The 22,856-nt window shown below is 57.5% G+C and carries 22 protein-coding genes and 1 pseudogene; 6 read left to right on the top strand and 17 right to left on the bottom strand.

Annotated elements, in window-relative coordinates:
• The first annotated feature begins 2 nt into the window (after nt 1–2).
• The 4 genes from GEV39_RS21560 (at nt 3) to GEV39_RS21545 (ending at nt 8,137) form a co-directional block, all read left to right on the top strand.
• Nucleotides 3–1,493, top strand: a complete 1,491-nt coding sequence (locus tag GEV39_RS21560) for an AAA family ATPase (protein WP_167398629.1) — start codon at nt 3–5, stop codon at nt 1,491–1,493.
• 3 nt (nt 1,494–1,496) lie between these two features.
• Nucleotides 1,497–2,138, top strand: a complete 642-nt coding sequence (gene ptuB, locus GEV39_RS21555; RefSeq protein ID WP_103518018.1) for a retron Ec78 anti-phage system effector HNH endonuclease PtuB — start codon at nt 1,497–1,499, stop codon at nt 2,136–2,138.
• A 12-nt stretch (nt 2,139–2,150) separates the two neighbouring features.
• The gene (locus GEV39_RS21550) at nt 2,151–5,066 is read left to right on the top strand and encodes a DUF1156 domain-containing protein (protein ID WP_103518019.1); all 2,916 of its coding nucleotides are present in this window, start codon (nt 2,151–2,153) and stop codon (nt 5,064–5,066) included.
• A gap of 242 nt (nt 5,067–5,308) precedes the next feature.
• Nucleotides 5,309–8,137, top strand: coding sequence for an ATP-binding protein (locus GEV39_RS21545; protein ID WP_103518020.1), 2,829 nt, complete (start codon nt 5,309–5,311; stop codon nt 8,135–8,137).
• A gap of 37 nt (nt 8,138–8,174) precedes the next feature.
• On the opposite strand, the gene GEV39_RS21540 is transcribed toward GEV39_RS21545, so the two are convergent.
• Nucleotides 8,175–8,477 carry a hypothetical protein gene (locus GEV39_RS21540; protein ID WP_103518030.1) on the bottom strand — a complete coding sequence of 101 codons (303 nt, stop codon included), beginning with the start codon at nt 8,475–8,477 and terminating at the stop codon, nt 8,175–8,177.
• A 233-nt stretch (nt 8,478–8,710) separates the two neighbouring features.
• Between GEV39_RS21540 and GEV39_RS21535 the strand changes: the two genes are divergently transcribed.
• Nucleotides 8,711–10,333, top strand: a complete 1,623-nt coding sequence (locus GEV39_RS21535; protein WP_249414295.1) for a hypothetical protein — start codon at nt 8,711–8,713, stop codon at nt 10,331–10,333.
• 111 nt (nt 10,334–10,444) lie between these two features.
• Here GEV39_RS21535 and radC read toward each other — a convergent pair whose 3' ends face one another.
• The 16 genes and pseudogenes from radC to GEV39_RS21455 all read right to left on the bottom strand — a co-directional run bounded on the left by radC (nt 10,445) and on the right by GEV39_RS21455 (nt 22,387).
• Complete coding sequence (radC, locus tag GEV39_RS21530) at nt 10,445–10,942, bottom strand: RadC family protein (RefSeq protein ID WP_173891162.1); 498 nt, start codon at nt 10,940–10,942, stop codon at nt 10,445–10,447.
• A gap of 52 nt (nt 10,943–10,994) precedes the next feature.
• Complete coding sequence (locus GEV39_RS21525; protein WP_103518022.1) at nt 10,995–11,909, bottom strand: recombination directionality factor; 915 nt, start codon at nt 11,907–11,909, stop codon at nt 10,995–10,997.
• Between the two features lie 77 nt (nt 11,910–11,986).
• Complete coding sequence (locus GEV39_RS21520; RefSeq protein ID WP_103518023.1) at nt 11,987–12,991, bottom strand: YqaJ viral recombinase family nuclease; 1,005 nt, start codon at nt 12,989–12,991, stop codon at nt 11,987–11,989.
• Between the two features lie 75 nt (nt 12,992–13,066).
• Nucleotides 13,067–14,035 (bottom strand): DUF932 domain-containing protein, encoded by a 969-nt coding sequence (locus GEV39_RS21515; protein WP_103518024.1) that lies wholly within the window; start codon nt 14,033–14,035, stop codon nt 13,067–13,069.
• A 71-nt stretch (nt 14,036–14,106) separates the two neighbouring features.
• Nucleotides 14,107–14,436: a hypothetical protein gene (locus GEV39_RS21510; protein ID WP_034100767.1), complete on the bottom strand. Its 330-nt coding sequence runs from the start codon at nt 14,434–14,436 to the stop codon at nt 14,107–14,109.
• Between the two features lie 448 nt (nt 14,437–14,884).
• Nucleotides 14,885–16,141 (bottom strand): integrase domain-containing protein, encoded by a 1,257-nt coding sequence (locus GEV39_RS21505; RefSeq protein ID WP_103518025.1) that lies wholly within the window; start codon nt 16,139–16,141, stop codon nt 14,885–14,887.
• Nucleotides 16,142–16,407: 266 nt separating this feature from the next.
• Entirely contained in the window at nt 16,408–17,247 is an 840-nt protein-coding gene (locus GEV39_RS21500) for a hypothetical protein (protein WP_173891161.1), read from the bottom strand.
• The gene (locus GEV39_RS21495) at nt 17,183–18,406 is read right to left on the bottom strand and encodes an Arm DNA-binding domain-containing protein (protein ID WP_249414294.1); all 1,224 of its coding nucleotides are present in this window, start codon (nt 18,404–18,406) and stop codon (nt 17,183–17,185) included. Before GEV39_RS21495 ends, GEV39_RS21500 begins: the two co-directional genes overlap by 65 nt.
• Nucleotides 18,407–18,565: 159 nt before the next feature.
• Nucleotides 18,566–19,342, bottom strand: a complete 777-nt coding sequence (locus tag GEV39_RS21490; RefSeq protein WP_173891160.1) for a hypothetical protein — start codon at nt 19,340–19,342, stop codon at nt 18,566–18,568.
• Nucleotides 19,339–19,482 carry a hypothetical protein gene (locus GEV39_RS21485; RefSeq protein WP_173891159.1) on the bottom strand — a complete coding sequence of 48 codons (144 nt, stop codon included), beginning with the start codon at nt 19,480–19,482 and terminating at the stop codon, nt 19,339–19,341. The genes GEV39_RS21490 and GEV39_RS21485 overlap by 4 nt, the downstream gene beginning before the upstream one ends.
• Nucleotides 19,479–20,000: a hypothetical protein gene (locus GEV39_RS26240; RefSeq protein WP_249414293.1), complete on the bottom strand. Its 522-nt coding sequence runs from the start codon at nt 19,998–20,000 to the stop codon at nt 19,479–19,481. Before GEV39_RS26240 ends, GEV39_RS21485 begins: the two co-directional genes overlap by 4 nt.
• Nucleotides 20,001–20,106: 106 nt before the next feature.
• A pseudogene (csrA, locus tag GEV39_RS26235) lies at nt 20,107–20,304 on the bottom strand (carbon storage regulator CsrA); the annotation flags it as partial.
• Between the two features lie 46 nt (nt 20,305–20,350).
• The gene (locus GEV39_RS21470) at nt 20,351–20,554 is read right to left on the bottom strand and encodes a hypothetical protein (RefSeq protein WP_173891157.1); all 204 of its coding nucleotides are present in this window, start codon (nt 20,552–20,554) and stop codon (nt 20,351–20,353) included.
• Nucleotides 20,551–20,994: a tellurite resistance TerB family protein gene (locus GEV39_RS21465; protein ID WP_173891156.1), complete on the bottom strand. Its 444-nt coding sequence runs from the start codon at nt 20,992–20,994 to the stop codon at nt 20,551–20,553. The genes GEV39_RS21470 and GEV39_RS21465 overlap by 4 nt, the downstream gene beginning before the upstream one ends.
• Before the next feature lie 106 nt (nt 20,995–21,100).
• Nucleotides 21,101–21,490, bottom strand: a complete 390-nt coding sequence (locus GEV39_RS21460) for a LuxR C-terminal-related transcriptional regulator (protein ID WP_173891155.1) — start codon at nt 21,488–21,490, stop codon at nt 21,101–21,103.
• A gap of 129 nt (nt 21,491–21,619) precedes the next feature.
• Nucleotides 21,620–22,387, bottom strand: coding sequence for a LexA family transcriptional regulator (locus tag GEV39_RS21455; protein ID WP_173891154.1), 768 nt, complete (start codon nt 22,385–22,387; stop codon nt 21,620–21,622).
• Nucleotides 22,388–22,497: 110 nt separating this feature from the next.
• Here GEV39_RS21455 and GEV39_RS21450 point away from each other — a divergent pair, with 110 nt between their 5' ends.
• The gene (locus GEV39_RS21450; RefSeq protein ID WP_173891153.1) at nt 22,498–22,794 is read left to right on the top strand and encodes a transcriptional regulator; all 297 of its coding nucleotides are present in this window, start codon (nt 22,498–22,500) and stop codon (nt 22,792–22,794) included.
• Nucleotides 22,795–22,856 lie beyond the last annotated feature (62 nt).

Below are 22,856 nucleotides of genomic sequence, written 5' to 3'. Positions count from 1 at the left end.
ACATGCGGTTGAACAAGGTCACGCTGAACAATTTCCGATGCTTTGAGCATCTGGAATTGGATCTTCATCCTCGGCTGACGGTGTTGGTCGGGAAAAATGGTGCTGGTAAAACCGCCATCCTAGATGCGATTTCTGTAGGCCTATCGCCAGCTCTTCGATATCTATCCTCGGTCAATCAGCGACTTTCTAGCAGTCGCATTAAAGACTCCGATGTCCGAATTGAGTCTTGGGGCAAGCGTGGCAATCAGGAGCGTTGGGGCGCTTGTGACTATTCGCAGGTGATAGTCGAAACCACATCAGCCTTGAAGTGGGAGACATGGAAGGCATCCACTAAGGGCAAGACTCCCAAGACCAAGACCAAGATCGGTGAGGCAACATTGGCTAGCGCCATGGCCAGTATCTCCGAGAGCTTCAAATCGGAGCAGCCAGAGCTGCTACCGATTTTCTCCTATTATGGCGCACAACGTGGCTATATCGAAATTCCCAAGCGGATACGTGCAAGTACAAAAAACTATGGCTATCCGACAGCTGCCCTGATCGATGCACTGAATGCCCAGAGTGACTTTCGGGAGATGCTCAAATGGTTCGATCTTGAAGAGTCAGCGGAACTTCGCGCCAACAAAGGGTGCCGGCCGGAAGAGTACGAAGAAAGCGCGGCATTGAGTGCGGTCAGAGTAGCCATCGAGCAGGTATTGGGAGGGGACTACAGCAATCCCCGCTTCAATCGCGAGCATAAGTTCGTAGTGGACGCCAAACAGGGGCCGACTCCGCTTCAGGTCAGCCAATTGAGCCAGGGCTATCAGAGCATGCTGGCACTGGCGATGGACTTTGCCCGCCGAATGGCAATCGGAAATAGCCATCTGCATCGCTTCTTCGATCTGCCCCACAGTGAGGCTGTCGACGTCTTTCTGAAAGAGCTGCGACAGCTAAATCCTCAGTGGTTCGATAAGCCAGGGGAGTTAGATCTTCCTTCATTCAGCACGCCCACCTTGTCGGCACCGGGAATTATGCTGATCGACGAAGTCGATCTTCATCTCCATCCTGCGTGGCAGCAGCGTGTACTGGACGACCTTCTGCGAGCCTTTCCTGGTACACAGTTCGTTGTTACCACCCATAGCCCGCAGGTGCTCAGCACCGTTCCCGCCGAATGCATTCGCGTTCTGGCGACGGAGCGAGATGAAGAATCCGGCCAGCAACGTATCGTAATCCAACCTGTAGCCCATCAGACCCTGGGTGTGGCCAGCTCCGATGTACTGGCTGAGGTGATGGGTACCGATCCGGTACCGGATGTCGACGCAGCCCGCCAGCTCAGTCGCTACATGGCGCTGATCCAGCAGGATCTGGAAGACAGCGATGAGGCACAGCAGCTGCGTGCGACGTTGAATCAGCACTTCGGCGCCGATCACCCGCAGATGCTCGAATGCCAGCGTCTGTGCCGTCTTCAGGCTCTCAAGCGCCGCCGACCGTTGCGTTCGAGCGGAGCGGAGGGCTGACTCATGCACCTACTGCAACGCGGTGCAGCGCCGATCTGCCTAGTCCGCTACAGGCATGGTCGAGACAACTGGAGTGCTCTGGGTGGCGCAGACAGGGCCGAAATCTGGCAAGCGCTGGAAGCTATGCAGCACCAGCGCTGCGGCTATTGCGAGGCGGCTATTGCCGAAGGCAATCGGCATATCGAGCATTTTGTGCAGAAGGGGCGTGACCCTAGGGTCACATTCCAGTGGGACAACCTCTTTGGCTCCTGCAACCGCGAGGACTCTTGTGGCAAGTACAAAGATCACTGCGCCGGGGCCTACAACCCTGACGACCTGCTCAAGCCTGATGTCGATGATCCCGACCATTACTTTGTCTTCGTGGCCGACGGCACCATCCAGCTGCGTGTCGGCCTGAGTGACGCCGACAAAAAGCGTGCCAGCGAAACTCTGCGCGTCTTCAATCTCGATGCGGAACACGGCGCCTTGCGCCATATGCGCCAGAGGGAGGCCGCCGGTTATGTGCCGATAGCCGAAGAGCTGTGGGCGCTGTTCGATGAATTTTCCGAGGATGAGTGGCAGCAGTTGCTGGATGACGAGCTGGCTGCCACGGTCCATCTGCCTTTTGTTAGTGCCATTCGCCATACCCTATGCCGAATGAGCTGATCAGGAATCCCCATGTATCCCATCAAGACCCCAAAAAAACTCATCGAAGTCGCTCTGCCGCTGGATGCGATTAACGCTGCTTGTGCTCACGAAAAGCAGCCCGGCATTGGTGCACATCCACGCGGTATTCATCTGTGGTGGGCGCGACGGCCGCTGGCGGCGGCGAGGGCGGTGATTTTTGCTCAGATGATCAACGACCCCGGATACCAGCAAGGCGGTGGCTTCAAGTACGGGGTGAACAAGGAGAAGGCCGCTGCCGAGCGCGAGCGTCTGTTCAAGATCATCGAAGAGCTGGTGCAGTGGGAAAACACCAACAATGAAGAGGTTCTGGCGCGGGCGCGGGCGGAAATCTGGAAGAGCTGGCGCGAGACCTGCGAGCTGAACAAAGGGCACCCGCAAGTTGCAGAACTGTTTAACCCGGAGAAGCTGCCAGGCTTCCATGACCCCTTTGCTGGCGGTGGTGCACTGCCCTTGGAGGCGCAGCGTCTGGGACTGGAAAGCTACGCCTCAGACCTCAACCCGGTGGCAGTGACCATCAACAAGGCGATGATCGAGATTCCGCCCAAGTTCGTCGGCCGTGCACCGGTCGGGCCGGAAATCGCTGCCGACAAGGGCAGCAAGAAGAAGGCGACCCGAGATGCCTTCGAGGATTGGTCGGGTGCCAAAGGGCTGGCGGAGGACGTCCGCCGCTATGGCGCTTGGATGCGCGAGGAGGCGCAAAAACGTATCGGCCATTTATATCCGCAGGTCGAAGTAACTGCCGAAATGGTCGCCGAACGTCCGGATCTAGCGCAGTATCTGGGTGAAAAACTCACCGTGATTGCCTGGCTTTGGGCTCGCACAGTGAAAAGCCCCAACCCGGCGTTCAGCCATGCCGAGGTGCCGCTTGCTAGTAGCTTTATTCTGTCTAGCAAGGTAGGGAAGGAGTCCTATGTCGAGCCTGTGATTAATGGCGAGAGCTATCGCTTTACGATCAAGGTAGGGATACCACCGGCTTCAGCCAAAAATGGTACCAAGCTTTCGCGCGGGGCTAACTTCCAGTGCCTGTTGTCCGATACACCAATTGAGCCGAAGTACATCAAGGCTGAAGGCATGGCAGGGCGCATCGGTCAACGGCTGATGGCGATTGTTGCAGAGGGGGCTCGTGGTCGTGTCTATCTGGAACCAATAGTCGAGCATGAGGTAATTGCTGCACAAGCCCAGCCTGAATGGCAGCCAGAATCCAGCTTACCGGATGACCCACGCAACTTCTGGACGCTCAACTATGGTCTGGACAAATTCAGTGACCTATTCACCCGTCGCCAACTCGTCGCGCTGAGCACCTTCTCTGATCTGGTGCAGGAAGCCATCGCTCGCGTGCGCGAGAATGCATTGGCCGCCGGCATGGCCGACGACGGCCTGGGGCTGGATCAGGGGGGCACGGGTGCTACGGCTTATGCACAGGCGGTGGGGGTGTATTTGGCGTTCGCTATTGATCGTTTGGCCGATTACGGTAGCTCCATTGCTACCTGGAAACCGTCAGGCGAACAGGTCATGCAAACCTACAAGCGTCAGGCAATTCCCATGACTTGGGATTTCCCTGAATCAAACTTCATGATCGATCGATCGATTTGTTGGGTGAGCGCTGTGAAGTACACGGCTGATAATCTCGAAAAAACAGCCGGATACAGTAAGAATAGCGCTGGTTTTGCCCTGCAGAATGATGCTCAAACCCAAACCATCAGCCAGAACAAGCTGATCTCTACCGATCCGCCTTATTACGACAATATCGGTTACGCCGATCTCTCTGACTTCTTCTATGTCTGGCTACGTCGTTCGCTGCGTCCTATCTTCCCCAGCCTGTATGCGACTCTGGCGGTACCCAAAGCTGAAGAGCTGGTGGCCACCCCGTACCGACATGGCAGCAAGGACAAGGCCGAAACCTTCTTCCTCAATGGCATGACCGCTGCCATGCATAACTTAGCGGAGCAGGCTCATCCGGCCTTCCCGGTGACCATTTACTACGCCTTTAAGCAGGCGGAAACCAAGGCCGAAGCCGGCACGTCCAGCACCGGCTGGGAAACCTTCCTCGCTGCCGTACTCAAGGCTGGCCTTGCCCTCAGCGGCACCTGGCCGATGCGTACCGAACTGAGCAATCGCATGATCAGCTCCGGCACCAATGCGCTGGCCTCCAGTATCGTATTGGTCTGCCGTCCGCGTGCTGCTGATGCGCCGAGCATTTCCCGTCGCGAATTTATCCGCGAACTTAACGCCATACTACCTGACGCGCTGTTGGATATGACTCGTGGCGGCATCAACTCTCCAGTGGCGCCCGTGGACTTGTCCCAGGCGATTATCGGGCCTGGAATGGAGGTGTTCAGCAAGTACAGCGCCGTGCTGGAAGCCGACGGCTCACCGATGAGCGTGCGCAGCGCCCTACAACTGATCAACCGCTTTATCGGCGAAGATGACTTTGACCACGACACCCAGTTCTGCCTCGCCTGGTTCGAGCAGCATGGCTGGGCTGAGGGCAAATACGGCGATGCCGATGTGCTGGCTCGCGCTAAAGGCACCAGCGTCAACGGACTGGTGGACGCCGGTGTGGTGGAAAGTGCCAGTGGCAATCTACGGCTGCTCAAGTGGGCAGAGATGCCCCGAGACTGGTCGCCGGAAGACGACATCCGCCTGCCCGTGTGGGAAGCCCTACACCAGTTGATCCGCGCCCTTAATCAGGACGGCGAAACCGCTGCAGGCCAACTGCTCGCACGTATGCCCGACAAAACCGCCGGCCTCACCGCGCTAACCTATCGCCTCTACACCCTCTGCGAACGCCAAGGCTGGGCCAACGAAGCCCGTGCCTACAACGAACTGCAAGGCGCCTGGACCGGCATCGAACAAGCCAGCCAGGAAGCCGGCCATATCGGCAGCCAAGGCTCGTTGGATATCTGAGGAGGCGGAAATGTCGGCTATGCAAGAACTGGCAGTAGAGGAGCTCTGGAGCCTCGTAAGGAAGGACATCGCTGGCATTCAGATTATCTGGAAGGCTGCCGATTGCCTTTATTACCAGCCACAAGGAGAGGGCTGTCCGAACCTCTTGCTTCCAGTGCTGCATGCAGGTTGTACTGAATGATTTTGGAAGCCAATTTGCACAGCGCCCGTGAGCGCGTCTCTGATGTAAAGGAATAAAAGGAATGACACTTAAGCCCTGGCGCCTTATCGCCGAACCCCACGAAGACGTGCGCAGCGGCACCTTTGTTCAGGCCGAATTCGCTGCGGATATCACCCGCGTACATACCGGTACTGCTGCAGCGGAGTATCAAGACCCGAAGCTGTTCTTCCAGCGCACCTTTATTACCGAGGGCATGCGCCTCCTGCTGGATTCAGTGGTTCGGCGGTTGTCCGGCAAGGGCGGTGATCCGGTTATACAGTTGCAGACAGCCTTCGGTGGCGGAAAGACCCACACCATGCTGGCGGTCTATCACTTGGCCCAGGGCAAGGTGTCGGCCAGTGAGATGCCTGGCATCGGTGCTATTTTGAATAAGGCCGGTGTTACCGAACTGGCTCCGGCGCGGGTGGCGGTATTGGATGGCATTAAGTCCTCCCCCAACCAGCCAGTACAGCATGGTGCCTGCTCGGTCCGCACACTCTGGGGGGAGTTGGCCTGGCAACTGGGCGGTGATGAAGGCTATGCGCTGGTGGCTGACGCTGACAAGTCCGGCACTTCGCCGGGTAAGGATGTGCTGGTTACACTGCTGAGTCGTTATGCGCCTTGTGTCATCCTGGTGGATGAATTGGTGGCCTATATTCGTCAGTTCGAGGAAGGTGTCTCACTGGCCGGCGGAACCTTCGACTCTAACCTGACCTTCGTCCAGGCGTTGACCGAGGCGCTAAAGGCTGTGCCCACAGCCGTGATGCTGGCCTCGTTGCCAGAGTCCGAAAAAGAAGCCGGCAGCCAGCGTGGCGTGCGCGCACTGGAGGCGCTGTCGCACTACTTCGGCCGTGTGCAGGCGCTGTGGAAGCCGGTGGCGACTGAGGAGGCTTTCGAGATCGTTCGGCGTCGCCTGTTCAGTCGGATCAACGACCAACTGGCCGCTGAACAAGTGTGCCGTCAGTTCGCCGATTTCTACGTTGCTCACAGTGGAAAATTCCCTTCTGAAACTCAGGAAAGCCATTACTTCGAGCGTCTGAAGCAGGCTTACCCGATTCATCCGGAGGTGTTTGACCGGCTGTACGACGACTGGTCGAGCTTGGATAACTTCCAGCGCACCCGTGGCGTGCTGAAGATGATGGCCAAGATCATCTACAGCCTGTGGAAGGACGGGAATAACGACCCGTTGATCATGGCTGGCAGCCTGCCTTTTGCTGATACCGACACCCGCAACGAGTTCACCTATTATCTACCCGCAGGCTGGGATCCGGTAGTGGACCGGGATATTGACGGGCCGCGCGCAGAAACCGTTGCCATCGAAAACCATGATGCGCGGCTTGGGGCTGTGCATGCATGCCGCCGGACTGCACGTACCATTTTCCTCGGTAGTGCGCCTACAACTTCTAGCCAGTTGGTTCGTGGTATCGAGCTTGAGCGCGTGCTGCTGGGCAGCGCTCAGCCCGAGCAGCAACTTGGTGTGTATGAGGATGCACTGCGTCGATTGGGCGACAAGCTGCATTACCTAAATAGTGCTAACAGTCGTTACTGGTTCGATACGCGGCCGAACCTGCGCCGTGAGATGGAGGAGCGTAAGAAGCGTTTCAAGAATGAGGATGTTTACCCGATTCTTAAGGATCGTTTGAAGGGATTTGGCAACAATTCATTCTATGTGCATCCATTCAATGAGAGTGCCGATGTGCCGGATGACTGGGCCTTGCGTTTGGTGATCTTGGCGCCAGATGTGCCTTACAGCAAAACCGGGCCGAACGCAGCGCTGAACAAAGCGTTGGAGATCCTCAAGAATCGTGGCGAGCAGCCTCGTCAAAAGCAGAACCGTCTAATTTTCCTGGTAGCGGATGCTGACAATGTGAGCCGCTTGAAGGACCACGCACGTTCGGTGCTTGCTTGGGAATCTATCGTCAGCGACTACAAGGACAATCGTCTCACGCTCGACAACCTGATGGCCAAAAATGCCTCGGCCAGCCTGGAGCAGGCGCGCGATACGCTTAACCGTACCCTGCGCGAAACCTGGAAGTGGCTGCTGGCGCCAGTGCAGCACACTAGCAACCTGACAGAGATCGTCTGGGAGACCTATGCAGTTAACCCTGGTGCTTCGAGCCTGTCCCAGGAAATCGAGAAGGTTTTGCGGGAAAACGAGCTGCTGATCACCGAGTGGGCTCCGATCCATCTGTCCAACATGCTCAAGCGCTGGTTTTGGAAGGATGGCGTGGTTGAAGCTGGCGCGCTGGATGTATGGCAGAAGTCCTGCTGCTATCTGTATCTACCGCGCCTGCGTGACGATCAGGTGTTTGCCCGTACTCTGAACCAAGGCGTGCAGAGCAAAGACTTCTTCGCTGTAGCGCAAGGCAACGAAGGCGACCGATATCAGGGCTTTGTGTATGGCAAACCGACCTCCGTCATTCTCGATGGCTCTTGCCTGCTACTCGAACCAAGCGCGGCATCGAGATATGCCGAGGCGCTGAGAGCCAAGGAGACAGCGGCCAGTGCTGCGTCCACGGTGCAGCCGCCTACTGGAGACCTGATCCATGACATTCCTACAGAGGGTGTCGGTGCTACCGCCGTAGGTGCTGGCTCTGGTGGTAGGTCGTCTGGTTCGACTGATGTGCCGGTGGCTAAGGCATTGCCGACGCAGTTCTATGCCAGCGCCGACCTAGACCCGGTCAAAGCCAAGATGCAATTTGCAACTCTGGTTGACGAGGTGATTCAGCAGTTCACCGCCAAGCATGGCGTGAATGTGACCATTTCCATCGATATCCAGGCCAGCAGCGCTGGTGGTTTTGACGACTCGGTGCAGCGCTCGGTAAAGGAGAACTGCAGCGTTTTGAAGGTGAATACCTACGAGTTTGAGTAGAGTCCCTCAGGGCGGGCGTCCTAGTTGACGCCCGCTACTATTGCCAGTGAGCTGGGATTTCGATGCTGTAGTTCTTGGCGACGGTTTTTAGTGTGGCGAGGATCTCAGCATGTCGTGCCTGATCGGTCGGCTGCCAGGTCTTACGGCGATCAAGCAGGCTTTTCAGTTCGCCCAGGTTGTACATGCCGAGACGATGAAAGTTGCCCCAGCTCGGTATGCCGAACAGGTTGTAGATGACCACGGTGGCGTCGCGTTCGCTAGCAAGACGCTTTTCCCCGCTGAGCTTTTCGGCAGCGGCTTCGGCTTCGTCCCGGTCGTCGTAGGTGTTGAGCAGTTTCATCAGTGTTTGGCTGTAGTTCAATTGGGCAGTGGATTCTGCCTGACTGGGAAAAAAAGAACATCCAAGGATCTGTTCAGGGAGGGCCACAGGTGAGTGAAGTAGTACATCCAGTGACCTATCCCCTTTCGACTCTGACGTATTTCAGAGCCAGCCAGGCCGCATTCGCCAGCCTTGTCTGTGCCCTCGCGCACCGCCCCAGCCTCCTGCCGGGCGCCATTACAGAGAGCCTTCCAGTGACAGTCATCACCACACCCGAATTACTGCAATGCCGTCAAGCCTGCCACCAGCGTTTGCGGCAAGCGCTGGGGCTGAATGCACTGGGGCTGCTGATGTTCGCTGTCATGCAGTGGCTGCCTGCGACTCCCCTCCTGTCGGCTGGCCAGCAGATTGAGCCGCGCTGGCTGCTTGCGTCGCTAGCGGTTTTGTTGTTGCTGCTCGGGCTACTCGCATGGGGCGTCTGCTTTTTCCATTGGATGCATCTCCAGCGTTATGCCAAGGTGGTTGATTCACTCCAGAGAATCCTCGCCCCCCGCGAGCTGTCGTCGGTTCGACAGGCATTGGCTGTTGCTCGGGAGCAGGCCGGGCAGAGTCCCCTGAACATAAGTGCGCTGCACGCACTTCAGCCACAGCTGGAGCAGCACTTGGAGGGGCTCACCCGGCAGTATCTACAGCAGAGCCTGGCGGCCTATGTGGCAAACGCACATAACCAGTGCCGGCAGCACCTGCAGGCCATCCGTAGCCGGACACCGCTGATCCAGGCAGAAAGCACCGTACGCGAAACACTGCAGCGCTTGCAGCAGCGGCGTGATCAGCTTAGTGACCAGTGGGATGAGACCTACGAGAAGTTCTCCTGGTGGAACAAGATAAAGTACTCCGATGGCCCAGATTTCAGCGAAATTGATCAGGCCATCAGGCAACTCAAGAAGATGCATGAACGGTTGCTGACTCAGCACGCCGAAGACTTCACCCGCCTTGATAAGCACTTTTCCGAACTCAAATACCGCGCCGAAGCACGCATCACCACCAGCCAACAGCAGATCGAGAAGTTCATCGCCCATGAAGTGGCTCGGAGTCAGGAAAATGAGTTGCCGCTCAGGGCCGGGTTCATGCTGTCAGCCCTGTCGGTGCCGCTTTCCCTGTGGGATGACTTCACTACGGCAGGCAACATTTACGACGCCCTGCGGAGCGTCAACGGCAACTTTGCTGGTATGAGTGATAGCGAAATCTGGCTGGAAACCCTGTTCATGTCCTCAGAGAGCCTAGTTGGGCTGACCTCCCTGGCCAAAGGCGCCTATTTTGAGAAACTAGTGGCGGCCGATACCGGGGGTGCCCTTTTCGAACACTTCAACAACCCCGGCACCGATATCGTCATCGACGGTGTGGCCTACCAGATCAAGGCCACTTCCAGCACCACCTACATTAATAGCCTCGATGCTGACATCCCGGTTATTACCACCTCGGAAGTGGCCGAGCAGACCCGTGCCATCGACTCAGGCTTCAGCAATATCGAGTTGGAGCATTCGGTAGACCTCGCCCTTGGCGACTCGGTGGTCGACACCAAGGACACTGCCTTCGATGCATTGCTCACTGCCGTCGGCGGGCTCGGGCTGTTTGCCACCATCCAGGGCATCAACCATGCCGCAGAGTACTATGAAAACGGCGGCGACGGCGTAGAGGCCCTGTTTGCAGGAGCAGGCGTGGCCATCGAAGGCACAGCACGAGCGCTGGTGGGCACCGCAGAGCTGGGCTACAAGGTGCTCGCTTCCGCCCCTAGTCGCTTTATCGGCCGCACACTGCTGGCTGGGCTGGAAAAGCTCGATGACAAAATGATGGACGCGGGCTCTAAGCCCAAATGAGTAGCCCCAGTCGGGGCACCGACGCAAAAAAATAAGGCGTCAAATCAGCTCCCTCCATGGTGATCTTTGCGCTGAGCCCAAAGATCACCATGGAGGCATTATGATATCTTTCTACAAAAGACCTCGTTCAGCCAACGAGACGCAACCTTCATGGCCAACCACCACATGATCCAAGATGCGGGTGCCGACCATGTTCAAAGCGTTCTTGAGGGTGGTGGTCAAGGTACGATCAGCTTGACTGGGCTCTGGATCGCCGGAGGGATGATTGTGCACCATAATGACGGCCGCAGCGTTGTGTTCCAATGCGATTTTGACCACTTCTCGTGGGTACACGCAAGCCCCGTCCAGCGTGCCTCTGAACAGTTCTCTAAAGCCTATAACCCGGTGTTTGGAATCGAGTAGCAGGAGGGCGAAAACTTCGTGCTCGTGGTACTGCAGTAGTGTTTGTAGATGGTTGAAGACCTGCTTCGGCTCAGTCAGTGCGCGGCCTTTAGACAGGCGACTCATGGCCAGTTGCTGCGCCATCTGCAGGATATCGGCCTCGGTGACGGGTGATTCCATGACGTAGGTTCCGCTCGCCTCACCGGCTTTGAGCTTGTGATATTTCATGACGGTACTCCTGTGTGAATTGGGAAGCATGCTGGGGAGGTTGAGATGAGCGTTACTGGACTGAAGGCCTAGTGCTGTGCTGGATAGTCTGAACCTCTAGCTTCTGAGCCAGTGAGGGCTTTGAAGGGGCTGGCGGTTGGAGCTCGGCGTTGTTAGGTTGGTTTTCAGCAGTGGGAAAGAACTCCTCGACGATGGCGTCGGTGTCCTCCTCGCTGTATTCAAAGGCGCCATTGATAAGGCCCTGTCGGGCCGCGTGATCCAAGGCGCTTTGGTCAAAGCCCGTGGCTTGTCGGTTTTCATCCAGTTGTTTGGCGGCGAGCAAGGCCTCTTCTAAGGTCAGTCCACTGCGCACCGTGATGTCGACGTAGAAGATCGGTGTGCCGTGGCTCTGACGAGTGGATTTGCCACGCAGACGCAGCTCTAGGTGGAGACATGCCAAGCGATTGCCAGAGATGGCTTGCAGGTAATGCAGGCGCGCTGTCAAGGTGCGGATGCTGTTGAATCCAGTGGTCCGGAAGACAAAACTGCCCAGTGGGTCGTCATCGCCAATCACCACGTTCAGCCGACCGTAAGGCTTACAGGCATTGCCTTGGGCCATTGGGCAGCCATCGGGTGAAGGGCAGGGCAGCGACTGGATGCCGTCCTTGGTCAAACGCTTGCACGTTTCACCGTTGCCGACGCATAACGGTCTGCCGGTGGTACGGTCGAACAGGCTGTAGTCCGCGCGAAAGTTGAGGTCCGGTTCGTTGAACAGCAATCGGATCGGAATGCTGCGCAGCTTGCCATCCAGGCCATTGCGCAGTTCCTCATTGAGTGGATGCAGTAACCAGCCGTCACGGCTCTGGACTTGCGAGGTGATGGTGAACTGATCATCTTTCTCGGGCAGGCGCTTGCCGTTTTTCTCGACGATCTTACCGATGGAAATGCGCCCGAGTACCGGCGGAGTGATGGCTAAACCTTTGAGCATGGTGGTGCTCCTTGATCTGAAAATAAAAAAGCCACCGGGACGTGAACGGTCCGGGTGGCTAGGGTGAGCAGGTTGTTTCAGGCGAGCAGGAAGCGACGAGTGCCTGCTTTGGCCTTGGGGTAGCGAGCCTGCAGGTAGGGCTTGTCTTTGAGTATCTGTTCGACATCCAGACCAATGCTGTCCTTGGATTTCTTCCAGCTGATGTAGCCCTCAGCAAACTCTGCACGGGTGGCTTCCCCCATGGCCTGCTGCAGAATTTGCTTGAGCTGCGCCTCACGCGTTTCCTGCTGAGCAATGTTCTGACGAACTGACTTGAGCTCCAGGAAGGTGCTGGTCAGCGCCGGGTGCTGGCTGAAGTCCAAGGTCTGTCCGTTATCCTCGGGATAGAGGCAGCGCAATGCCGCTTCCGCAGATGCTGTGCCATCGGCCGGTGGCGGGGTGTCACTGATGACGTAATCCCAGAACAGCCGTTCCAGATCAATCAGCCGAGCAATCAGCGCCTCGTCGCGTGTGATGCGATGGATTTCCAGATGCTGGCCACCGAGCAGCACCGCCACATCAGCGGCCTGCTTGCCTGTGACTGCAAGCTGGTGCATGACTTGCAACTGCACATATTCGGGCACGCCCTCTTTCCAGAGGCGCGCCCCGTTTATGCCGGCAGTTTTGCATTCGAGGATTTGCACCTCTGGAGCACCGATTACCTCGCGGTCGATATTGGCGAGCATCCACGGGAGCGCCGGATCGGGATGCTGTAGTACAGCGTTGATCCGTCGAACCTTGTTCTGGCTGCGTTTGCTGTAGTGCCAGGCCACGATGGGTTCCAGCACATTGCCCCAGTACAGCGGGCTTTCCTCATCGTGAGGATCGGCCTTCGGTAGCCCAGCATCGCGACCGGTCTTCTCTAGCCACAGCTCCAACTGCGACTTGTAGGGGTTCAGACCCACTGCAGCGGCGGCATCCGAACTGCCGATGCCTTGCTTGCGGATCTGCAACCAGTCCTCGCGGGGCAGCTCCTTGGTGTTGACCAGGCGCAGGGCAGGGCGTTTCTTACGGGTGCTACTATTCAATGACGTTGCTTTCATCGTCTTTACCTGTTGGCATAAAAACGCCCGACCAGCACAAGGCTGACCGGGCGCGAGGATTGATGTGAGTGAGGGTTAGGCGGCGAGTTGCAGAGCGGCATCCAGGGCGCGTTGCTTGATCTGCGCCCCCTGACCGAACCATGCCGAGTCCAGGCGGTACTCGTTACTGCGGGCACGGCGCTCGTGGTCGACATACTCGGTCACGGCATTCAGCAGGCCCCAAGCGGTGCCGCGTGCCGACTCTAGCTGACTGCCTCGACCACGCCCTTCGTACAACTCCTGCACCTTGCGCAGGGCTCGCTCATTGGGGAGTTGCTCCGGCAGAGCACCGGTTGGGCTGGTCTCACACATCACGTTCATGAAGAAACCCAGCGCCTCATGCCACTGCACCTTGCGTTCAGCCAAAGCCCTCATGCGATACATAAATTCGTCCCAGCCAGAGACGGCGATGCCCAGTTGCTTCTTCACCGTCTTCGGTTCAAAGCGAGTGTTGTGGGGCACCTTGATGGCGCGGCTGCTGCCGTCCAAGGCGATGGTCAGGGTGTTGTTGCACACCACACGCACGGTGGTTGGCGTTGCTGTGGTAGCCAAGGTGCCGTCACAGGAGGTGGCGAGCAGGAGGTAGCCGTTGACCTGGTCGTTACCCTTGAGCGTTGCGCCTTGCCCGGTGCGCGCCAGCGCCCAGAACTTGCGACCACCCTTGAGCACGCCGGCCGTTTCCAACTCATAGCCGGATACCTCGGTGAGATCGCGGTAGAACTCCAGCACCTCTCTCGGCTGCACGGTGTGGTAACGCTGCGAGACCACCGACAGAGGGGCCTTGGTGTCGGAGCGGTAGAGCACTTTCTGCTCGGGGAAGGAATGGATGGTGCCCAGGTGGCCGATGGCGTCAGACTTAAAATGGACCGGGCTTTCCTGAATCTCCCAGTCCATGCCGGCTTCACGCTGCCAGACCTCAATAGGTTGTTTGCGGGGCAGGTTGTTGCCCAGGCCATGCCAGGGAGTAGCGCCAGCGTAGGCCATGGTTTCAACGAGATGAGCCATGAGAATGATTCCTTGCGGATGAAGGGGAAAGAGCGTCGTTTCATCAACGAGCGACGCCCGTTCAAAAAGGCTTAACGGTTGACGCTGAAGCTGTAACCGCACTCCAGACATTGGTAATTGGCCAGCACCTTGTCGTCGATCTGCTCGCCCAGCGTGGCCCCGGCAATGCCCCCCGCGGCCCCGCCGAACAGACCACCCAAAATCGCCCCGGCGATGCTGCCAATAGCAATGCCCACCGGCCCACCGACTACACCCAGTACCGCGCCGGCTTCCGCACCTGACAGGGCACCGGCGGCGCCACTGGCTGCACCACCTGCGGCGCCAATCAAACCACCCGTTTGTTTACCGATATTTTTAGTGATGACGCGTCCAGAGTTACAGCTTGGGCAAGGGGTATACATGTGCAAATCCTCTCAAGTGATGAGCGTGCCGAGGTAGAAGCTGGCACGCAAAATCCCCAGCAGCAGTCGATACTGCGGGGCGTTCACAGAGGTGATATAGGTTTGAAATATTTTCGGATCCGATTTTTGATTGATCTATCGCTGTAGAAGTAACCGGATACTGGTCCTGAAGGCTTTGAGAGGGATGAGGAAGGGCGAAAATGACATTCTGAAGAATGTGGAACGCTGGCAGTCCTGAGCGCAAGCTGATCCAGGTGAACCCACAGTACATGGGGCTATGGATCCCTACCGCGACCGGGTGGCAGGTCAAGAGACGCAGACAACGCATCAATCACGTCCCGTATGAAAATCGTCTTGATCTCGCCCATGATGAGACCTTCACCATCGGCACACCCTGTGAGGTGGCAGCATGTCCGTAGCTCGCTTCTGGCGAAGAGCTGACGTTGGGTCAACGTATCGAGACGACTTTTTTGTCTTGATTATCTCTGATAGCTGACACCGACAGGTTGCCTGTAGCAGCTTCCTGAATGTGGTCGCTCCACCACGCCATCATAGGGCGTCTGCGTTCTATGTAATCTGCTCGGTTGTACGCGCTACGTACCTCGTCTTTATCGACGTGAGCAAGCGCAACCTCGATCAATTCAGGATCCCAGCCGTGCTCGTTGAGAATGGTGCTCGCCATAGAGCGCATCCCATGGCTTACCAAGCGTCCTTCGAAACCCATGCGTTTCAGTGCCATGTTTGCGGTTTGGCTGTTGCAGTGGGTACGAGGGTTCCGGTCTGCGGGGAACACATGCTCCCGATGTCCACTGTAGGGCTTGATCGCTTCCAGGAGCGCGAGAGCCTGCTCCGTGAGCGGGACAATGTGCGTGCGGCGCTTCTTCATGCGCTCCGCAGGAATCGTCCAGATCTTCTTCTCTATGTCGATATCTGCCCAGCGGGTGGTTGCTGCCTCGACTGGCCGGGTCATGGTGTGGAGCTGCCACTCGATCAGGCAGCGGGTTGTCCTTTTTATGCTGGCATTGGCTATTGCCACCATGAGTTCTTTCAACTCATCGGGGGGCAGTGCCGCCATGTTTTTCTTTTTCGGTTTCTTGAAGACGGAGCGGATACCGCTGAGCGGGTTCGCGTGAATCAGTCCCGAGTTGACCCCGTAAGTCATGATCTCGTTGAGCCGCTGCGTCAGCCGCTTCACGGTTTCAAGGCTGCCCTTGGTTTCGAGTGGCCGGAGCAGGTTGATGACTTGAGGTGCGCTGATGGCTGAGATCGGTGTGGAGCCCAAGTCCGGGAATACGTGCAACGTTAGCGAGCGCCAGATGTCCTCAGCGTAGGCCGATGTCACAGCATCTTTCTTCAGCTCATACCAGGACGTCGCCACATTCCGGAATGTGTGCTCAGTCGCAGCTTGTTTAGCTTGCAGCACAGCATCCCGTTTCTCTTTAGGGTCGATGCCATGGGCAAGTGCTTCCCTCGCTTCAATGGAACCCTTGCGTGCTTGCGCTAACGAGACTTCAGGGAAGGTTCCCAGTCCCATGTTGATCCGCTTCTTCGTCACAGGGTGTCGATAGTTGAAGTTCCACAGCTTGGAGCCATTGCTTCTCACTCGCATTTGAAGCCCGCCGCCATCAAATAGAACATAGTCCTTTTCAGCAGGCTTGGCAGATTTGATTTTGAGTTCAGTGAGGCGGGTAGCTTGTGCGCACATTGGCATTCCAGAATTGATTTTGGCATTCCAAAAATTAGCACCTACGGGCTTGGAATGCCATTTGGAATGCCAAAAGGCGTGGCTGCTCATGGACGTCTGTGGAGGCTGATAGCGCTGAAAGCCCCGTATTTACTGGGTTACAGGCACAAAAAAAGACGTCCGTGGACGTCTTTAGATGATTATTTGGTGGAGCCGGGGGGATTTGAACCCCCGTCTAATCAAAGTTTCATGCCGCCTTGAGCGTCAAGGCTGGCATAACGCTGTCATTACCGTTTCTTTTTCAGTTGCCTTATCCCATTCTGCTTGACTACCTCAACGAACAGCATGTAGTCGGCGAATCTCCCCGGGATATGAATGTCATTTTGCTCCATCAAATCCTTGACCTCTCCGACTACATCATCCTGGAGAGGTTCTGATGAACAATTTCGATAGGTGATTCTCGGTGGAAGATTGCCACCATAGCGGTAGCAAAGAAAGCCGTCTTGTCCGACTTCCCAAGATTTATGGCTGCAAGGATTTGAACTGTCTGAATCGATTTTTCCAACCTCATGTTTTATGTGTTTGGCCAGCATGCAATAGCGCTTGAAAGAGTTCGCATTAAAAATCTTTCTGTACCTTTTGTTATAGCTATTGACATACTCTTCGTTTTCTCCGCCCTCCACTGGATATCTGGCATCATTAAGAACAAAATTTTTGAGCGAATCTAAATCACTTATCTGCTGATGGCTAATATTGGTCAGCAAGTCCGAGGCGATGGCTCGGAAGTTATGGGAGTAGCTTCTTAGCTGACTACGAAATGAATCGTCTGGATAGCCTATAAATAGTTTTGTTAGCCCAGCTTTGAGGTACATTTCAACGCAGTATCCGATTAGCAGGATTGAGGCCTTTGGAAACCCGTTGCTGACATTTACGTGATTTATAAACTCCCGTCTCATGTTTTTGAAGTCACGTAAATTTTCAAATTTACGTGACTTTACTACCCACGACGCCCACAAGTGGCGTGCGCTAACGTACAGGCCGTCTCCCTCTTTGATCCAGTCTTTAGGCCCCAGATCTCCCTGCGAGTTGCGAGCTAGTTTTATCGGCTTTTGTGGCGTATCCATCATCTGCGCTTCCCTCCTTTGGCTGCCATAGAGATTCCGCTTTGGCTCCTGCGCACGTGTCTGCAGCAGGCATCCATCTTCCGTATACCCGCGCAATCATAGTCCAGTCACTGTGTCCCATCTGTCTGGCCACCCACATAGGGTGCTCCCCAGCCGACAGCATCATCGACGCATAGGTGTGCCGTGTCTGATATGGGCGCCGGTATCGAACGCCGGCCCTCTTCATTGCCGGGTGCCACATTGTCTTGCGGATTGGCTGGTCCCCGGCCCAGCGTTCAAGCGTCCGGGGGTTCTGGAATACTTCAGCATCAGCCAAGAACGTATGCGCCTTCTGCGCTGTGAGCGCTTCAAGGGCGGGGCGCAGCAGCTTCACAGAGCGCCGTCCTGCTGCTGTCTTGGTGACCTCGGCCTCCCCACCCGCTGCCTGGGTCATAGCACGGCTGATCATCACTTCTCCCCGTACCCAGTCTACGTCTCCCCAATCCAATGCCACCAGTTCGCTGGTTCGCAGGCCGGTCCACAGCGCGAACTGCACCATGTTGCGCGCCTGGCCGGTCAATGCCGCCAGAATTGCCTGCTGTTCCTCGGGCGAGAATGGGTCCACATCATCATCTCGAGGCGGTGCCTCTTTCCTGGCATATGTCCAACCGGCCAACGGATTAGTGTCGAGGAGCTCTTCGTCGACCGCGTCGTTCAGCGCCGAGCGCAGGCAACTCTGGATGTTGCTCAGCGTTTTGTTGCTGACCTTCAGACCGTCTAGCCAATCCCGAACCATCTTGCGTTTGAAGTCCACCACCAAGTGGTGACCCAGGGCCGGCACAAGCCTTAGCTCGACGATCTTCCGGTAGCCCTCGAACGTGCTGCTGGAGACGTGTTTCTTCTTCGCTTCAAGCCAACGCGTGAGGAAGCCGCCAACAGTCTCCCGGCTTGACTCCGGCGCGAACTTGGCCGCTCGCGCTGATCCTGGAAACGTGACGGCGTAGTCGAACGTCCCCTGAGCAATTGCGTGCTCGATAGCCGCCTTGTGCTGCTGGGCCTTTTTCAGATTAGTGGCGGTGGGCTTGAGCGCGACGCGCTCGCGGCACCGAACACCCCGGTACATGAACGTGATCTCGATGCTCGAGTCTGAGACTGCCCTGACCCCGCTCCCGCCTCTACCCATGATTCATATCCTTCCATGTCAATCAGCGTCCGGCCATCCGGAGCTTTCAGCCAAATCTCACCAAGCCGCCAGATGCCGTCGCGGATCTTTGAGCGGATCGCGTCCTCGGTGTAGCCAGACTCGCTGGCGAATTTTCTGACGGTCATGTAGCGCATTGATCTACTCCACCTGATGCATCAGGTTCGGGTTGTCACGGCGGTCTGTCACGGCAGGCAGAGCCAGCGCAGCCAGCTCAGCCACCAGTGCCTCGGCTCGCCCGTAGAACTTACCGGTGTCCTCGTTCACGAACCGCTCGAGCACGGTGGCCACCGCCTGCTGGTTGGCCAAACCGCGCAGATCGGCGCTGGGTACGGTCACATCGGTAGATGGCTCATGCACGTAAGCCTCCTGACTGATCAGCAGGGTGCGCACCGGCCTGACGCCCTTGCACTTGCTCACCCAGTTCGTATCGGGCACGCAGCAAGGCAGCATGTGCAGGCACCAGGCAGTCGCTGCGTTCGACTTTTGGCTGCTGCTCCAGTACTCGCTCAGGCCAAACGCCTGGGCAGCATCCCTGACCGTGTACAAACCATCGTGTCCCCAGTCCGGCAGTTGCAGCAGGTTGCAGCGCAGCACCTGCAGCTCCTCGATCGACGGGATGTGCCAGCCCCAGGTACCGCGGATGTTCATTCCCAGCACCTTGCGGGCGATGGCGCTGCCCTCGGCGGCCATGGCCTGGGTGTTGGCCATTCCGTCGAAGCGGGATGTGGCGGCTCGGATGCGTGGGCGTGGGCCTTCCTCCTGCCACCAGTGGGCGGCCACCTCGAAATCTCGGCCTGCATCGATCACCGCGTGCTCGGCGCTGTCGAAGAAGATCCGGCCGGCGAAGAAGCCGCCACCCAGGGACTGACCCACCGCGGGGAGGGCGGCGGGGTTGATAGATCGGCGCTTATTCATGGCAGCCTCCGGAAGTGGTCGGCCAGCACTCGCCGTCCCTCCAGGCCGCAGGCGGCAGCCAGGTCGAGCACTTGGCCAAATGTGGTATGGCGCTGCTGCAGGGCATCCCACAGCAGCAGGAGCAGGTCGACTTGCTTCATGGCTGCTGCTCCTGCGTGTCCTGCACCACCTGCTGCTGCATGGCCTGCACGCGCAGTGCGGTGTCGATCTCCTGGTCCAGCTCTTCGCCGGATAGCCAGTTATCGCCGCGCACCACCAGCAGGTCTTCGTCTGGGTCTTCGATGCGCTCGCGGTCTCGGAGAAAGCGATAGCGCTTGGCGTCAGCAGCCATGCGAACGTGGTCGTCGATGTTGAAAGTGGTATTTCCATCCCGTAGGCCGATCACCCCAGAGATCAGGATGGTGCGGATTCGGCCGGCCAACTCGCTATCGCTAAACGAGGCACCCCACCCGTGGGGCACTTCGTTCAACACCTCATCAAGAACTTCATCACGGATAGCCAGGGCATCTTGCAGATCGCCTTGTCTGGCGCCGGCGATCACTGCCAGGCCGCGTCCGATGTACACGTGGGCGCCGAGCTGAGCGAAGGGCAGGATGTGTTCAAGGGTGCCGCCTTCAGGTGCGCGCAGCACCAGGGTGATGCGATCAGGCTGCGTCATGGTTCTTCTCCGGCTGCTCATTCCCCTTGAGCTGCTCAGCTTCTTCTGCCAGCAGCTGGCGCCACTCCGATTCGGTGCGGTTGGCGTACAGCGGTTCGGACCGGTCGGGCTCAGGTTGATTTGCCGGCGCCGATTGCTGAAGACCGGCCTGGATGCGCTCGAAGATTTCCTCGCGGTGCACAGCTACGCCTTCTGGTGCCTGGATTCCCAGGCGAACCTGGCTGCCCTTTACACCCAGCACTGTGACGCTGATGTCATCGTTGATGCGGATGGTTTCGCCTACGCGGCGGGTGAGGATCAACATGGTCAGAACTCCTTGTGGGGGAGAGCGGCGCTCGCCGCCCTTCCATTCACTGCGTCGTGCGCAGCTCGTTGCGAGGAACCCAGCCGCCTGGCGTCTTCACCATGCAGCCGACATAGGGCGCAAACTTGGTCTGCCGCTCGGTCTGGTAGCCGTACCACTGGCACGATCCCCAGTTCACCGCAGCGGTGATTGCTAGGCAGGACAGGGCAAGCCCCGCCACGGCGCCCAGACCAATGTGCTTGCGCTTCACGCCTCGATCCCGAAGTCGGACAGACGCAGGCCCAGCTCACGACCGATCTCCGTCAGTACCTTCAACTCCTCCGGCTCGATCTCGCCATCGGCTTCGGCGACGGTGATCATGTTGACGAACACCTCCTCGGCGTCTGCCGGGTTGTTCTTGATGTCGCGGATCTCGCGGAGGATGTTCAGGCGCCCTACACGGAAGCCGGCCTGCAGCTGCTCGGTGAGACGACCCAGGGTCGCGGTGATCTCGGCGCCGAAGTGCTCGAGGTTTTTGTTGGAGCGGATCAACTGATCGATCTTGTCGGTCTCCGACTTCTCGATTTCGCCATCAGCAGCTGCCACCAAAATGCAGCCGCCAACGATGGCCTGCATGAGGTCGCGGTTCTCTACCTTCTTGAGCTCAGCCTTGGCGTTGCCGAATTTCTTGCCGAACAATTTGCCGAACATGGGTGTTTCCTCTTGGGTTGGTGAAGCTTTCTCCGGGCAAGCCGAGGGCCTGCCGCGATTGATGGCTTTCGCAAAATCTTTGGTGGATCAGATCAGGCGGTCAGCGTTACGCCACCGCCAGGGCGCATTCAGCGCGCCGGGTTGCAACACGGGTTTCTACTTTCCGCTCGCCGCCGCTACCTCCACGACGAATCCGCATCGCCTGGTCGTCGCCGAGTACGGCATGAGTCGTCAGCAGGGCGATCAGGGCCATGACCGAAGGGGCGATGATCTGGCGGCGCATCGCCTCGGCTACCAGCTGAGCCCGCTTGATGACGCCGAGCTTTGTACTCGCAGCAAGCAGGCGTTTGTCGACAGTGTCCTTCGCTACACCGAGCTCGTGGGCGACCTCTTTGCTGGTCATCCCGCAAGCAACGGCCATTACGCACTGGAGCTCGCGCTCTGCCAGGCCCATTCCAAGGCTGCCAGTCCAGTTACCGAAAGTCAGTGCGTTCATGCGATCGATTCCATCCGAGGGAAGATGTCGCAACATTACAACTACTGTTTGTTTGTTGTAAATAGAATTTGTAATTTTTGGCAAAAAGAAACCCGCATGCGGCGGGTTTGCTTTGGGGCTGGGCTGCTGCTACCAGAGTACGGATGACCAGAACACCTTGCCCAGGATCGAAATACCTTTCTCAGCCATTTCTTCGGCTGTGTACTCTTCATCCGGGTGCTCGTCCCGGTTGAAGCTTCGCATGCGAATGCCGCCACCGGGAAGACGATAGAGCGTCTTCACCCTGAGCTGTCCATCGTGATCAATGGCGTACATCTTTCCGTCGATAACGCCAGTTGTGCCTCTGTCAACCCCAACGGTGCTCTTGTCGGGAAGGACCGGCTCCATGCTGTTTCCGGTAACTGAAACACACACAGCCTCGCTTGGCTGTACGCCTTGCCGCCGAAGAGTTCTCTTGCCGAACCGAAGCCTGTTCTCTCGAGACTGCTCAACGACAGTCCTACCGCTACCTGCGGAAAGCTCCACTTCCTTGAGGAATGGCACGTAGACCTCGTCGTCATCCAATGGGGTACTGTCATCCCAGGTATCAAGTGGCCCGAGATACTCTGCGTTACCGACAATGGATTTCGCCGGGTCTTCTTTGTTCGGGAACACTACCACCGTGCGCCGCCCAGGATTTTCTTCGTTCAGCTGGACGATGGCGGTGCTCACCAGGTCTTCCAGCGATAGATTTAACGCCTCGGCTATATCCACAAGCATCAATGGTTTAGGGGTCGATCGCCCTGACTCCCAAGCCTGGACTGCTTGAGGTGTCAAGCCCAGTCGGCGCGCCAGCTCCGACTGAGTGAGTCGCTCCCTCTTTCGGGCTTCTGTGATGATTTCGGCAAGTTTCTTCATGGCGTTATCTTACAACCTCCTGTTGTAGCTGGCATTGCAAATATGATTTGTAAAATGGAAACGCCGGTTGTAGGCTTGCCAGCAATGTCATAAGTCCGCAGGAACCACTGATGAGCACCGAAGCAATGGCTTCAGCCGTGAAGGCGGTGGGGAGCCAAACGGCTCTGGCCAAAACCCTAGGCTGCACCCCGCAGAACGTTCAGCGCATGTGCGCCACAGGTCGCGTTCCGCCAAAGCATGTCTTGCGCATCGAGGCAGCCTCGGGAGTTTCTCGGTGCTTGCTACGCCCCGACCTGTATCCAGAGGAGCCCTCGACCTTGAACGAAAAGGTACAGGCTTTCCCTATCATTGAGCAGACCAACGAATCTGCTGTGAATCTATCCAGTGCTGCGCAGGCCTCCCCATGACGGCCTCGGCATCCCTGTTTTTGCTGTCCGGCTGACTTTTCTCCGGGCAACAAAAAACCCGC

The sequence above is a fragment of the Pseudomonas sp. NY5710 genome (genome assembly GCF_013305665.1).
Lineage (GTDB): Bacteria > Pseudomonadota > Gammaproteobacteria > Pseudomonadales > Pseudomonadaceae > Aquipseudomonas > Aquipseudomonas juntendi.
The sequence above is the reverse complement of the archived record's forward strand: the minus strand, read 5'-3'. Positions and strand labels throughout refer to the sequence as shown.

Coding starts and splice junctions, on each gene's coding strand:
- GEV39_RS21560 (WP_167398629.1), top strand. CDS start 3: ATGCGGTTGAACAAGGTCACGCTGAACAATTTCCGATGCTTTGAGCAT.
- ptuB (WP_103518018.1), top strand. CDS start 1,497: ATGCACCTACTGCAACGCGGTGCAGCGCCGATCTGCCTAGTCCGCTAC.
- GEV39_RS21550 (WP_103518019.1), top strand. CDS start 2,151: ATGTATCCCATCAAGACCCCAAAAAAACTCATCGAAGTCGCTCTGCCG.
- GEV39_RS21545 (WP_103518020.1), top strand. CDS start 5,309: ATGACACTTAAGCCCTGGCGCCTTATCGCCGAACCCCACGAAGACGTG.
- GEV39_RS21540 (WP_103518030.1), bottom strand. CDS start 8,477: ATGAAACTGCTCAACACCTACGACGACCGGGACGAAGCCGAAGCCGCT.
- radC (WP_173891162.1), bottom strand. CDS start 10,942: ATGAAATATCACAAGCTCAAAGCCGGTGAGGCGAGCGGAACCTACGTC.
- GEV39_RS21525 (WP_103518022.1), bottom strand. CDS start 11,909: ATGCTCAAAGGTTTAGCCATCACTCCGCCGGTACTCGGGCGCATTTCC.
- GEV39_RS21520 (WP_103518023.1), bottom strand. CDS start 12,991: ATGAAAGCAACGTCATTGAATAGTAGCACCCGTAAGAAACGCCCTGCC.
- GEV39_RS21515 (WP_103518024.1), bottom strand. CDS start 14,035: ATGGCTCATCTCGTTGAAACCATGGCCTACGCTGGCGCTACTCCCTGG.
- GEV39_RS21510 (WP_034100767.1), bottom strand. CDS start 14,436: ATGTATACCCCTTGCCCAAGCTGTAACTCTGGACGCGTCATCACTAAA.
- GEV39_RS21505 (WP_103518025.1), bottom strand. CDS start 16,141: ATGTGCGCACAAGCTACCCGCCTCACTGAACTCAAAATCAAATCTGCC.
- GEV39_RS21500 (WP_173891161.1), bottom strand. CDS start 17,247: ATGATGGATACGCCACAAAAGCCGATAAAACTAGCTCGCAACTCGCAG.
- GEV39_RS21495 (WP_249414294.1), bottom strand. CDS start 18,406: ATGGGTAGAGGCGGGAGCGGGGTCAGGGCAGTCTCAGACTCGAGCATC.
- GEV39_RS21490 (WP_173891160.1), bottom strand. CDS start 19,342: ATGAATAAGCGCCGATCTATCAACCCCGCCGCCCTCCCCGCGGTGGGT.
- GEV39_RS21485 (WP_173891159.1), bottom strand. CDS start 19,482: ATGAAGCAAGTCGACCTGCTCCTGCTGCTGTGGGATGCCCTGCAGCAG.
- GEV39_RS26240 (WP_249414293.1), bottom strand. CDS start 20,000: ATGACGCAGCCTGATCGCATCACCCTGGTGCTGCGCGCACCTGAAGGC.
- GEV39_RS21465 (WP_173891156.1), bottom strand. CDS start 20,994: ATGTTCGGCAAATTGTTCGGCAAGAAATTCGGCAACGCCAAGGCTGAG.
- GEV39_RS21460 (WP_173891155.1), bottom strand. CDS start 21,490: ATGAACGCACTGACTTTCGGTAACTGGACTGGCAGCCTTGGAATGGGC.
- GEV39_RS21455 (WP_173891154.1), bottom strand. CDS start 22,387: ATGAAGAAACTTGCCGAAATCATCACAGAAGCCCGAAAGAGGGAGCGA.
- GEV39_RS21450 (WP_173891153.1), top strand. CDS start 22,498: ATGAGCACCGAAGCAATGGCTTCAGCCGTGAAGGCGGTGGGGAGCCAA.